General features: G+C 70.2%; 9 protein-coding genes and 1 other RNA gene. 3 read left to right on the top strand and 7 right to left on the bottom strand.

The genetic code is table 11. From position 1 onward, the window contains the following. Positions 1-177: 177 nt before the first annotated feature. From LVJ59_RS14715 to ffs, 7 genes are all read right to left on the bottom strand, one after another. On the bottom strand, positions 178-2,685 hold the full coding sequence (locus LVJ59_RS14715; RefSeq protein WP_232763590.1) for a glycoside hydrolase family 65 protein: 2,508 nt from the start codon (positions 2,683-2,685) through the stop codon (positions 178-180). After that, positions 2,682-3,440, bottom strand: a complete 759-nt coding sequence (locus tag LVJ59_RS14710) for an HAD-IA family hydrolase (RefSeq protein ID WP_232763589.1) — start codon at positions 3,438-3,440, stop codon at positions 2,682-2,684. Before LVJ59_RS14710 ends, LVJ59_RS14715 begins: the two co-directional genes overlap by 4 nt. A 100-nt stretch (positions 3,441-3,540) precedes the next feature. Next, a complete protein-coding gene (locus LVJ59_RS14705) occupies positions 3,541-4,761 on the bottom strand; it encodes an acetate/propionate family kinase (RefSeq protein ID WP_131491391.1) in 1,221 nt (406 codons plus the stop codon). Further along, positions 4,758-6,875, bottom strand: coding sequence for a phosphate acetyltransferase (gene pta, locus LVJ59_RS14700; RefSeq protein ID WP_232763588.1), 2,118 nt, complete (start codon positions 6,873-6,875; stop codon positions 4,758-4,760). The genes LVJ59_RS14705 and pta overlap by 4 nt, the downstream gene beginning before the upstream one ends. 64 nt (positions 6,876-6,939) lie before the next feature. Further along, positions 6,940-7,638 carry a hypothetical protein gene (locus LVJ59_RS14695; protein ID WP_232763587.1) on the bottom strand — a complete coding sequence of 233 codons (699 nt, stop codon included), beginning with the start codon at positions 7,636-7,638 and terminating at the stop codon, positions 6,940-6,942. Continuing rightward, a complete protein-coding gene (locus tag LVJ59_RS14690) occupies positions 7,635-8,243 on the bottom strand; it encodes a rhomboid family intramembrane serine protease (protein ID WP_047522167.1) in 609 nt (202 codons plus the stop codon). Before LVJ59_RS14690 ends, LVJ59_RS14695 begins: the two co-directional genes overlap by 4 nt. 62 nt (positions 8,244-8,305) lie before the next feature. Continuing rightward, an RNA gene (gene ffs, locus LVJ59_RS14685) (signal recognition particle sRNA small type) lies at positions 8,306-8,402 on the bottom strand. 173 nt (positions 8,403-8,575) lie between these two features. Between ffs and LVJ59_RS14680 the strand changes: the two genes are divergently transcribed. From LVJ59_RS14680 to LVJ59_RS14670, 3 genes are read left to right on the top strand one after another with little or no spacing between them, the layout of a single operon-like run. Further along, positions 8,576-9,565, top strand: a complete 990-nt coding sequence (locus tag LVJ59_RS14680; protein WP_047522165.1) for a MoxR family ATPase — start codon at positions 8,576-8,578, stop codon at positions 9,563-9,565. Between the two features lie 11 nt (positions 9,566-9,576). Beyond that, the gene (locus LVJ59_RS14675; protein ID WP_232763586.1) at positions 9,577-10,767 is read left to right on the top strand and encodes a DUF58 domain-containing protein; all 1,191 of its coding nucleotides are present in this window, start codon (positions 9,577-9,579) and stop codon (positions 10,765-10,767) included. After that, a complete protein-coding gene (locus LVJ59_RS14670) occupies positions 10,754-13,021 on the top strand; it encodes a DUF3488 and transglutaminase-like domain-containing protein (RefSeq protein ID WP_232763585.1) in 2,268 nt (755 codons plus the stop codon). Before LVJ59_RS14675 ends, LVJ59_RS14670 begins: the two co-directional genes overlap by 14 nt. The last annotated feature ends 17 nt before the right edge of the window (positions 13,022-13,038 follow it).

Genomic DNA, 13,038 nt, shown 5'->3' with positions numbered 1-13,038 from the left:
TACGGCGTGCCACCGACCTTCGCTTCGGGAGACCGGCATCCTGGCCCGATCCGTCCACACACACCGCCGAGACCCCCGCTGAGCATCCGCGCCCCCTCGCTTCGGCGCACGCCAGCGGGGGCGCCGACGACCAGCGGGGGTCTCGGCACAAAAGAGAAAGGAGAGGAGGAGGGAGGGTCAGTCGATCGGTTCGATCACCGGGACCGCGGTCGTGATCACCGGAACGGATGCCGACATGCGCGTGCCGTCCTCGCGTCGTGCATCGGCGAACTGCCGCAGCGTCGGACGCCCCGGGAGCATCGGCCCCTGATCGGCGAGGGGTACGACGGCCGCATCCTCCACGGTGGCGAAGTAGGCGGTGTCGCGCACGCTGAACGGCACCGGCGGACCGCTGCGCACCTCCACGCGGAGCTCGTCCCTGGTCACGGTCACCTGCATCGTGGACCCCTGCCACTGCAGCGGGAACGAGAGGGAGGGCCAGTCCACCGGAAGCCGCGGATCGAAGCTGAGGTCGCCCGCGTAGTCGCGCATGCCGCCGAAGCCGCACACCAGCGCGGTCCACACCCCACCGGCGGAGGCCACGTGCACACCATCCGCGGCGTTGTGGTGCAGGTCGTGCAGGTCGACGAACAGCGACTGCTCGAAGTACTTCCTGGCGAGGTCCTGGTAGCCCACCTCGGCGGCCATGATCGACTGCACGACCGCCGACAGGGTGGAGTCGCCCGTGGTCAGCGGGTCGTAGTAGTCGAAGTCGGCCTTCTTCTCCTCGGGCGTGAAGTGGTTGCCCTGCAGGAACAGCGCGAGCACGACGTCCGCCTGCTTGAGCACCTGGAACCGGTAGATCACCAGGGGGTGGAAGTGCAACAGCAGCGGCCGCTGCTCGGAGGGGGTGTTGGCGAGATCCCAGACCTCGCGCTCGAGGAAGAGCGAGTCCTGCGGATGGATGCCGAGCCCCTCGCTGTACGGGATGAACATCGCCGACGCCGCCCGCTCCCACGCCTCGGCCTCACCGGGACCGAGCCCCGTGCGGTCGACGAGCTTGACGTAGTCCTCCGGGTGGCTCTCCTTGATCTCGCGCACCACCTTGGCCGCATAGCGGAGGTTGTAGCGCGCCATCACGTTCGTGTACAGGTTGTCGTTGACGACCGTCGTGTACTCGTCCGGGCCCGTGACGCCGTGGATGTGGAAGGTCTCGATGCCGTCTCCGGAATCCACCTCGTCCACCAGACGCGAGGCGCGCCAGAACCCGAGGGTCGCCCACAGCCGTGCGGTCTCGATCGCGATGTCGGCGCCCTCGCGCCGCAGGAACTCCTCGTCCCCCGTGGCCCGCACGTACTTGCCCAGCGCGAAGCTGATGTCGGCGTTGATGTGGTACTGCGCGGTGCCTGCGGCGTAGTAGGCGGAGGCTTCCTCGCCGTTGATGGTGCGCCAGGGGAAGAGCGCTCCCGCCTCGTTGAGCTGTGCCGCACGACGACGCGCAGCGGGGAGCATGCCCGCGCGGGCGCGGAGCGCGTTGTACGCCCACCGCGGCGTCGTGTAGGTCAGGAACGGGAGCACGTAGATCTCCGTGTCCCAGAAGTAGTGGCCGCTGTACCCCGACCCGGAGACGCCCTTGGCGGGGACCCCGGCGCCGTCGGCGCGCGCCGATGCCTGCGCGAGTTGGAACAGGCACCAGCGAGTGGCCTGCTGCAGGTCGTCGCGCCCGCCGATCTGCACGTCGCTGCGCTCCCAGAACGCGTCGAGCCACTCCCGCTGACGCCGGAGCACCGTCTCGACGCCCTCATCCGCCGCACGGTCGAGCGAACGACGGCAGCGGTCGACGAGTTCACGCGGCGGCACCCCGCGTGAGGTGTGGTAGCTGACGAGCTTCGTGACCGTGATCGGGACGCCGGCCTTGGCCTGCACGCGGAACACGTTCTTCGCGATGTCGGGCTCCACGAGCGTGCGTGCGTTGTACTCGTTCTCGGTCTCGACGATGTGGTCGGCGACCACGGCGACGGTCATCCCGGAGTCTGCGACCCGGTACGACAGCGCCGAGCGCAGTCCGTCCTGCCAGTGCTCGGCCGGCTCCAGCACGCGGTCGGCGATCTTCTCGGCCTTGCGCGGGTCGAAAGCGGCCGCCTTCGTGCCGATCGGCGTCCCGGCGTACACACCGGCTCCGTCCTGGCGGTTCAGCAGCTGGCAGCTGATCGTGACCGGGGCATCGGCGTTCTCGACGACGACCTCGAGCCGGAGGACGGCGAGGTGGCGCTCCTCGAAACTCACGATGCGCTCGTCACGCATGCGCACGCGCTTGCCCGACGGGGTCTCCCACACCACCAGGCGCTCCAGGACACCGGTGCGCATATCGAGGGTGCGCCGGTACTCGCGCACGTCGGCGTCGTCGAGCGAGATCGGCTCGTCGTCGACGTACACACGCATGACCTTCGCGTCGGGGGCGTTGACGATCGTCTGCCCGACCTCCGCGAATCCATAGGCCTGCTCGGCGTGCCGGATCGTCCAGGTCTCGTGCAGTCCGTTGATGAAGGTCCCGTGCTCCTGGGCACCCCGACCTTCGATGTGGTTGCCGCGGAGGCCGAGGTAGCCGTTGCCCACGGAGAACAGCGTCTCGCTGACGCCTTCCTCCGAGTAGTGCGTGTCGATCAGACGCCACGCGTCGACGGGGAAGCGGTCGCGGTCGATCATGCGGTCTCCGGGATGTCGGTGCGGGTGGCGGGGACGAAGACGGCGAGATCGTCGACGACGATCGTGGCGCCGGCGGATCGCAGGGCGTCGGCACCGGCCCCGCGATCGACGCCGATCACGGTGCGGTAGCCGGCTGCGGAGGCGGAGGCGGCACCGGAGGTGGCATCCTCGACGGCGACGGAGCGGCTCGGGTCGACCCCGAGGGCCGCGGCGCCGGCGGCGAACATGTCGGCGGCAGGCTTGGAGGCGAGACCATCGCGCTCCGCCACGACGCCGTCGACCACGACCCGGAAGAGGGAGCGGATGCCGGCGGCGGCCAGCACCTCCTCGGCGTTCTTCGAGCTCGACACGACGCCGAGCGGGATTCCGGCGTCACGCAGGCTCTCGACGAGCGCGAGCGACCCCGGGTACGGAACGATGCCCTGCGCGCGCAGAGACGCCGCGAAGGCGGCGTTCTTGCGGTTGCCGATGCCGCAGATCGTCTCGGCGGAGGGGTCGTCGTCGACGTGTCCCCAGGGGACTTCGACGTTGCGGCTGCGCAGCAGACTCGCGACGCCGTCGTAGCGCTTCTTGCCGTCGACGTAGTCGTAGTAATCGGCATCCGTGTACGGCGGGGTGATGCTCCACCGGGCGAACACATCGTCGAACACGGCCTGCCAGGCGCGCATGTGGACCTCGGCGGTCGGGGTGAGGACGCCGTCGAGGTCGAAGAGCACGCCGTCGGCGTGGAACAGGTCGGGCAGTGCGTCTGGCACAGAGCCTCCAGGAGAAGGGCGATCAGCGGGCCGGCACCTCTCCGTGCCACCGCTCAAGCGTAATGCGGCATCGCGTCACGGGGTAACCCCCGCGAGCGGATCAGAGGAGCTCGGCCGTCTGCCTGGCGATCTGCAGTTCCTCATCGGTCGGCACGACGAGCACCGTCACCGCGGAGGCGTCCGTGGAGATCCGTCGGATGCCGCGCTCACGAGCGTCGTTCCTCGCCGGATCGATCTCGACGCCCGCGAAACCGAGCGTCGCCAGCGCAGCGGCCCGCACCGGCGCGGCGTTCTCGCCCACACCGGCCGTGAACGAGATGACGTCCACTCCGCCGAGCTGTGCGATGTACGCCCCGGCGTAAGCCCGCAGGCGGTGCACGTATACGTCGAAGGCGAGCACGGCGGACTCGTCTCCGGCATCCACACCGGCGAGGATGTCGCGCATGTCGCTGCGGCCGGCGAGTCCGGCGAGACCGCTGCGGGTGTTGAGCAGCGAGTCGAGGTCGTCGATCGAGTACCCGGCACGGCGGGAGAGGTGGACGAGGGCCGCCGGATCGATGTCTCCCGACCGCGTGCCCATCACCAGGCCCTCGAGCGGGGTGAGCCCCATCGACGTCTCCACCGAGCGCCCGCCCTCGATCGCGGTCACGGAGGCGCCGTTGCCGAGGTGGAAGACGAGCTGCCGGAGCTCGGCGAGGTCGCGCCCGAGGAACGCCGCCGCCGCCTCGCTCACGTACTGGTGACTCGTGCCGTGGAAGCCGTATCGCCGCACCCGATGCTCGGCGGCGAGCGCTGCGTCGATCGCATAGGTGTACGCGGCGGGCGGAAGCGTCTGATGGAACGCGGTGTCGAACACGGCCACGTGCGGAACCTGATCGAACACGGCGCGTGCGGCCTGGATCCCGGCGAGGTTCGCGGGGTTGTGCAGGGGGGCGAGCACCGCGAGCTCGTCGATCTGACGCTCCACGTCGGCGTCGATCAGGGTCGGGGCGTAGAAGCGCGCACCGCCGTGGACCACGCGGTGTCCGACCGCGACGGGGCGACGCTCGTCGAGCGAGGGCCCGTGCGCGGCGAACTGCTCCCGCATCACCTCGAAGGCGGCAGCGTGATCGGCGATCGGCTGCTCGCTGCGGTACGTCGCGTCGAGCATCGTCGGCACGGCGGCGGCGTCCACGGCGGGGCGGACGGTGTGCGCAACGGGACTGGACTCCTGCCCGATGCGCTCGATCAGTCCGCTCGCGAGCAGGTCCTCCTGTTCGATGTCGATCAGGCTGTACTTCAGCGACGACGACCCGCTGTTGATCACCAGGATCGCGCTCATGCCCCATCTCCCTGCGCCTGGATCGCCGTGATCGCGACCGTGTTGACGATGTCATCGACGAGCGCGCCGCGGGACAGGTCGTTGATGGGCTTGTTGAGCCCCTGGAGCACCGGTCCGATGGCGACGGCTCCTGCTGAGCGCTGTACGGCCTTGTACGTGTTGTTGCCGGTGTTGAGGTCGGGGAACACGAACACGGTCGCCCGCCCGGCGACCGCCGAGTCCGGGAGCTTGGCCTTGGCCACCGCCGCATCCGCCGCCGCGTCGTACTGGATCGGCCCTTCGACCGGGAGCTCGGGGGCACGCTCGCGGACGAGCGCGGTCGCGGCGCGCACCTTGTCGACGTCGGCCCCGGAGCCGGACTCCCCGGTCGAGTACGACAGCATGGCCACGCGCGGATCGATGCCGAACTGGCGGGCGGTCTCGGCGGAGGAGATCGCGATGTCGGCGAGCTGCGCGCTCGTCGGATCGGGGATCACCGCGCAGTCTCCGTAGACGAGCACACGATCGGCGAGCGCCATGAGGAAGACGCTGGAGACCACGTTCACGCCCGGCTTGGTCTTGATGATCTCGAACGACGGACGGATCGTGTGCGCCGTGGTGTGCGCCGCGCCGGAGACCATGCCGTCGGCCAGACCGAGATGCACCATCATCGTGCCGAAGTACGACACGTCGGTCACCGTGTCCGCCGCTTGGGCGAGGGTGATGCCCTTGTGCGCCCGCAGCCGTGCGTACTCGGCGGCGAACCTCTCGACCAGTTCAGGGTCGGTGGGGCTCAGCACCTGGGCCGCCGCGATGTCGATGCCCAGCTCGACGGCGCGGGCACGGACGGCCGCCTCGTCGCCGAGGATCGTCAGATCCGCGACCTCCCTCGCGAGAAGCGTCGCCGCGGCCCGCAGGATGCGGTCGTCGTCGCCCTCGGGGAGGACGATGCGACGGCGATGTGCGCGTGCACGCTCGATGAGGCCGTACTGGAACATCAGCGGGGTCACCACGTGTGCCTCGGCGAGCCCGAGCTGCTCGGTCAGCTCCACGATGTCGACGTGCGCCTGGAACAGGCCGAGCGCGCGGTCGTAGCGGCTGCGCGAATCCACGGAGAGGCGCCCGCGGGTGCTCATCACACGCACGGCGGTGTCGTAGGTGCCCAGATCGGTCGTGATGATCGGCACCGACGACGCGAAGCCGTCGAGCAGGCGCACGATCTGCTCGGGAAGAGGGAACGGGCCGTTCAGGATGATGCCGGCGATGCGTGGGAAGGTGCCGGACGCATCGGCGAGCAGGGCGGCCAGCAGCACCTCGGTGCGGTCGGCCGGGATCACCACGACCGCCTCCTCGGTGAGCCGCGGCAGCACGTTGACCATCGACATGCCGGCGACGACGATCGTCAGCGCCTCCCTGGTCAACCGGTCCTCGTCGCCCGTGAACAGCGTGCCGTCGACGGCGGTGAGGATGTCACGGATCGACGGGGCCACGAGCGCACGGTCCTCGGGGATCGCCCACACCGGCGTGTGGTCCTCGGGGAGCACGGCGTGGACCGCGTCGATGACGGCGTCCAGCGCATCGGGGTCGGCACGGTTCACCGCGACGGCGAACAACTCCGCACGCTCCTCCGAGAGCTCGGACAGCGCGAGTGCGGCGATCTGTCCGATCGCCGCGGCCTCACGGGCGGTCGTGGTGCCGAGCTGTTCGGCCTGGCGCTGCTGATCGCGACCGCTGAGCACGAGCAGCACGGGGACACCGAGGTTGGCGGCGATCCGCGCGTTGAACCCGAGCTCGGCGGGGCTCGCGACATCCGTGTAGTCGCTGCCGATGACGACGACGGAATCGCACTGCGCCTCGACGGACTTGAACCGCGCGACGATCGTCGACAGCGCGCTCTCCGGGTCGGAGCGCACATCGTCGTACGTCACGCCGATGCAGTCCTCGTAATCGAGGTGTACGCCGTCGTGGGCGAGCAACAGTTCGAGGATCTCGTCGCGCTCGGTCGTGGATCGCGCGATCGGGCGGAACACCCCCACCCGCGGCGAGACGCGCATCAGGGCGTCGAGCGCCCCGAGGGCGATCGTCGACTTGCCGGTATGACCTTCGGCCGAGGTGATGTAGATGCTCCGCGCCACGAGCCCAGCTTAGGCGCGGCGTTCGGGAAGCCGCCGGGGAAACCGCCGGGAGAAACGCGGGGGCTCACTCGCACGGACCGGACAGTGCGTCGACGACGGCGGCGGCATCTTCCTGGAAGCGCGCGTAGTAGTCGCGATCGGTGTTGATCTGCACCCGGTGGATCGCGTGCGAGGGCTCCAGCTCCTGCCATCCGGGCAGGCGGCCCAGCCGGTCGTAGAACAGCGTCGCCGCGGTCTGCGGATCCATGCGCTGCTCGACGCTCCCCCACCACTCCTGCTGCTGGAAGAGTCCGATGCTGGTCGTGCGCGATCCGTCGGGGTTGGTGAACCCGCTCGTCTCCCAGTCGCCGTAGTCGATGTTGCGCAGGCTGCTCTCGCCCATCGCCGTCATCACTCCGAGGATCTGTCCGTCGCGGCGGAACCCGAGGTCGCCCGCCGTACGGATGATCGTCGCGGCGTTGTCGAGCTGTTCCCCGCTCCAGCCGCGGATGCCCGCCTCGGGGAACGTCCGGGGTTCGTCGAGGCAGATCGGGGCGGGATCACGGGCGAGTCCCAGCGGGATCAGCGCGAGCAGTCCCCCGAGGACGACGACCGCCGCGGCGGAGAGCAGCACCCGTTGCAGGATCTTCCTCCGGCGCGCCCGGATCGCGGCACGTCTGCGCGCGCCGGTCTTGCGTCGCCGCGTCGCGCTCTTGCGGCTCTTCGCGGTCTTCTTCGTCGCCGCTCGACCTTTCGGCCGGGAGGCCGTGCGCCCCGGGGTCATGTCGCCACGCTGCCGCGCGCCGTGCGGGGGCGACCGGCGAACGCAGCCACACCCCCGCCGATCGCGCCGAACAGGTGACCCTGCCAGGAGATGCCCTCTGCGGCACCGAACACTCCGGCCACCATCGAGCCGCCGTACAGCGCGATCACGACCAGAGCGATCACGGCGTAGAGGATGCGGTGGGCGACGCGTCCGGGGGCGAACACCCGCATCACGACGTAGCCGAAGTAGCCGAACACGAGCCCGGAGGCGCCGACCGTCAGCGTCCCCGGAGCGTTCACGACCCAGGTCCCGATGCCGCCCACGATCGCGACGATGGCTGTGACGGCCCAGAACCTGCGGGCACCTTCGACGGCGACCAGGCATCCGAGCACCAGGAAGGGCACCGAGTTCGCGATGAGGTGCTGCCAGTTCGCATGCAGGAGCGGACCGAGCACGATGCCGCCCAGACCCGAGACATCCCAGGACCTCAGGCCGAAACCGGTGAACGACCCCGGAAGGACCGCATCGGCGAACTGCACGATCCACATCGCGACGAGGAGCAGCACCGGCGAGGCGAATCGGCCGAGCGGATGCTGCGCCTTCGGAGGCGGGGAGACGGTCACCGGACGATTGTCTCAGGTGCAGCTGACGTTCGAGTGGGCGTCACGACAGGGCACCCGCACATGAAAAAGACTCTCCGCGCACCCAGCAGAGCCCGGTTACCCTTGCTGCGTTTCCGCCCTGGGGGAATTGGCCTGGATGCTGTCACGCGGAGAGCCGTCAACCATCCTAACCCGAGCACGTGGGGTGCGACGACACCGCTCGAGCGCTCGACGGACCGGCTGGGTCACGGACGCCGCCGCCGCCCTCTCAGGGGAAGCTTCCAGAGCGGGGACCGCGCCGCCGGGTTACGATCGAGTAACGCGCACCGCAGCGCCGATGTGAGAGGGAACGCATGCCAGAGAACGCCCCCCTGATCCCGGTGATGATCGATGCCGAACGGTTCGCCGCGCAGACCTCTGCGATCCTCGGCTCCATCGGACGGGTCATCGACGGGAAGCCGGACGCCGTGCGCAGCGCCCTCGTCTGCCTCCTCGCCGAAGGGCACCTGCTCATCGAAGACGTCCCCGGTGTGGGCAAGACGATGCTCGCGCGTGCCCTCGCCGCGAGCGTGGACGCGACCGTGCGCCGCATCCAGTTCACGCCCGACCTGCTGCCCGGCGACGTCACGGGTGTCTCGGTCTACAACCCGGTCGACCAGGAGTTCGAGTTCAAGCGCGGCGCGGTCTTCGCGCACATCGTGATCGCCGATGAGATCAACCGCTCCTCCCCCAAGACGCAGTCGGCCCTGCTCGAAGCGATGGAGGAGGGGCAGGTCACCGTCGACGGGTCGACCCACATGCTGCCGACACCGTTCCTGGTGGTGGCGACCCAGAACCCGCTCGAGATGGAGGGGACGTATGCGCTCCCCGAGGCACAGCGCGACCGCTTCATGATGCGCATCTCGATGGGGTACCCGGACGCGGAGGCCGAGACACTCATGCTCCGTCAGCGCGATGTGGTGAACCCGCTCGCCGCGGTGTCGCCCGTCGCCGACGCGACCGCCATCTCCCAGCTCATCGCCTGGGCGCGCTCGGTCCATGTCGCCCCCGCGCTGGAGGAGTACACGGTCGCCCTCGCACAGGCGACCCGCTCCGACCCGAACCTTCACCTCGGTGCCAGTCCGCGGGCGACCCTGCAGCTGATCCGCGCCGCGAAGGTGTGGGCGGCATTGGACGGCCGCGACTACGTCATCCCCGACGACATCACGGCCCTGCTCATCCCGGTCCTCGCCCACCGGCTGCTGCCGGCGCGTGGTGCCCACCGTGCGGGCGCACAGCCCGTCGAGGCCGCACTCACCCAGATCGTCGAGCGGGTGCGCGTCCCCGTCGCGACGCGTTCCTGATCGGGTCGATCATGCGAAGACGCCGACCTCTCACCGGCCGTGGAGCCGGCGCGCTCGTCGCCGCCCTGTGCTGCGTGATCGCCGCCAACGTCTTCGGCACCCGCATCCTGCTCTACATCGGGCTGCTCCTGGCCGCCCTCACGCTCTTCTCGCTCCTCGCCGTCCGCCTGCCCCGCCGCTCGGGGACGGTCACGCGTCAGATCTCCACCGATCTGCTCACCGTGTCGGAGACGTCGCGCGTGACGGTGCGGATCTCGCTCCGCGCGCTGCGGGTGCCGCACGGGCTGTGGCACGACATCCTCCCCGCGGCGGTCGCCGGCGATTCCGGCGGTGAATATCCCCCCGAGTCGGGTCAGCTGACGTACCCGATCACCGGTGTGCGACGGGGTGTCTGGCCGCTCGGCCCGCTGATGCTGCGCACCGTCGATCCGTTCGGCCTCGCACAGCGCGAGCAAGCGTTCGGCGAGACCCGCAGCATCACCGTCGTCCCCGAGGTCTTCGCCCTCGCCCCGCTGGCCGTGCGCGTCGGAGCCGCCGGCGGAACCGCGCACACCTCGTCGACGCGCCTCGGGCAGGGCAGCGACAACCTCTCGCCGCGGGGGTACATCCCCGGAGACTCGATGCGCCGCATCCACTGGCGTGCGACCGCCCACCGCGGACAGCTCATGGTGCGCCAGGAGGAGGAGGAATCCAGCCCCGACGCGGTCGTCGTCCTCGATCGCAGTGCGGGCCGCTGGGATGCGCCCGGCGCCGATGCCGACCCGGCCTTCGAAACCGCCGTGTCGCTCTGCGCCTCCGCGGCCGTGCACCTCGCCTCCGAGGGGTACAGCGTCGACGTGATCGACAGCGCCGGCACGCTGCTCGGTGCGCTCCGCGGGCACGAGGACGATCGCGACGGACTGCTGGTGGCTCTCGCGATGGTCGCCCCCAGGGGTGAGAGCCGTGATCTGGCGGCACTCATCGGCGGCACCCCGCCCGGGCCTCTGGTCTTCATCACCGGTCGGCTCGATGAGGAGGACGCCGCCCGGCTGCGTCCGGCCGGCGCCGCCGCGCCGATGCTGTTCAGCACGGAGCTACTCCCGGGCGCCGCGGAGGCTGCCACTCCGCACGGATGGACGGTGGCGACGCTCGGGCCCGTCATCGCGGACGCGTGGGAGGACGCCGTCTCGGCGCGGATCGGAGTCGGCGATGTTCCGCGCTGAGCAGCGCCCGAAGGCGACCACGCCCCCCGCGCACACGGCGCCGACGTGGCACCGCGACGAGGAGGAGCCGACCGGTGTCGTCGGTCCCGGTGTGCTGGCCGCGACGGCGACGATCGTGGCGATGTGGCCGTACACCTCGGTGATCTCCCCCGGAGCGTGGTCTTCTTCGGTCCTCATCGTGATCCTCGCCGTGGCGGGTGGGGGCATGCTCCTGCGGCGACTGCTGCGCCGACGGACAGCCTGGCTCCGGGACGCCGGGACGTTCCTCGGTCAGATCATCGTCGCGGTCGCGATGGTGACCCTGCTGGTGGCCGGCGATACCGCGCTCTTCGGCGTGTTTCCGACACCGACGACCTTCGCCGTGTTCGGCACTCTCGGAGCTGCGGCCCTCGAAGCGATCGTGTTCGGCTCCGCGCCGTTGGATGCCTCGCCGGCTCTCACCGCCGCCATGGCCTCCGGCTTCGCGGGCGTCGCGCTCCTGGTCGATCACCTGGTGGCGCATCGCTCCGCGGTGCTGGCGACCCTGCTGACAGGGATCGTCGGCGCCGTGCCGATGATCATCACCCTCGGCGACACGAACGTCGTGTGGTTCGTGCTGTTCGCCCTCGTCGCACTCTTCCTGTTCCGTTACACCGCGAGGCGGCATCCGGAATCCCCCCGCAGGTCCTCGCTCTCGGTCGCCGTCGGTGTCGGAGCCGCCGCTCTGGTCACGACCCTGGTGATCGCTCCCGCACTACCGGTCGCGACGAGCATGGCGGGCACCGGCGTCGGGGTCACGGTCGATGCCTCGTTGCGTCTGGGCGATGATCTGCGTCAGCCCAATCCGGTCGAAGTGCTGACCATCGCGGCGAAGACCGACGTGGCCCCCTATCTGCGGCTGACGACACTCTCCCGATTCGACGGCCGGGTGTGGCAGCCGGACCGGGGCGATCTGCAGTCGCAGGACGACGGGTTCGGCACTCCGGAGTGGGGACCGGAGATCGCGACGGAGGAGGAGAACACGTCCATCCGCGTGCTCCGCATGTCGAGTTCGTGGCTGCCGGTCCCCTACCCGGCGACCGACGTGCAGGGGCTCAGCGGCTCGTGGCGGGTGTCCCCCCTCAACCGCACCCTCTTCTCCCGCAGCGCCGACGCGGTGGGGAACGACTACACCGTCACCTCCTCCCGCCTCGTTCCGACGCTCGAGCAGATCCGTGCGATCGATGCGGCATCGCCCGTGGTCGATCCCGACGCCGAGCCGGTGGAGCTGCCCGAGATCATCGCGGAGCGTGCCGCCGAGGTGACGGCCGCCGCGAGCACCGACTACGACCGGCTGATCGCCCTGCAGAACTGGTTCCGCTCGCAGTTCGCGTACTCGCTGGAGACGCCGGTGGAAGAAGGCTTCGACGGCACCGGCGCCGAAGCCGTGGCGCAGTTCCTCGACGTGCGATCGGGGTACTGCGTGCACTTCGCAGGGGCGTTCGCGCTCATGGCGGAGAGCCTGGGGATGCAGGTGCGCATCGTCGTCGGCTATCTTCCCGGCTCGCTCACCGACGAGAAGCGCGGCAGCGAATCGGTCTTCTCCGTGACCAGCGATCAGCTGCATTCCTGGCCGGAGGTGCTCTTCCCCGGTATCGGCTGGGTGCCGTTCGAGCCCACCGCATCCTTGGGCGTGCCCACCGCGTTCCGTGCGGGAGTGACGCAGGGCGGCGAGTCCGGATCACCCGCCACCCCCGCACCGACCACGGCCCCGCAGAGCGAGGAGACCTCGGGACCGGAGATCGACCGTGCGGACGCCGGGGGCGACTCGGCCGACGGCGCCGCGCAGCGTCGTCTCGATCCGACGCCGGTCGTGCTCATCGCTTTCGGCGCCGTGGCGCTGCTCCTGGTACCGGCACTGATCCGCATCATCGAGCGTCGCAGACGATTCACACAGGCGAGGCGCGGCGATCCCGCGGCAGCCTGGGCCGAGCTCCGCGACACCCTGATCGACCTGCAGCTGCCGGTCTCCGACGCCGACACCCCGCGGGTCCGTGCTGCCAGCCTGGTGCGCGACCGTCGTGTCGACGCGGAGACGATGCGACGACTGACGCATGCAGTCGAGCAGACGAACTACGCGCGATCGGCCGAGCTGCAGACGGATCTCACCGAACCGCTCAGCGAGGTGCTGCAGGCATTGCGCCGGAGTGTGGATGGGCCGACGCGTGTGCGGGCGACGCTGCTGCCCCGGTCACTGTACGCTCCCCGCGCCGCGGAACCCGAGGTCGCCGTCTGAGCATGCCCGCACGCGGG

Source organism: Microbacterium sp. KKR3/1 (assembly GCF_021272365.1).
GTDB lineage: Bacteria > Actinomycetota > Actinomycetes > Actinomycetales > Microbacteriaceae > Microbacterium > Microbacterium aurugineum.
The sequence above is the reverse complement of the archived record's forward strand: the minus strand, read 5'-3'. Positions and strand labels throughout refer to the sequence as shown.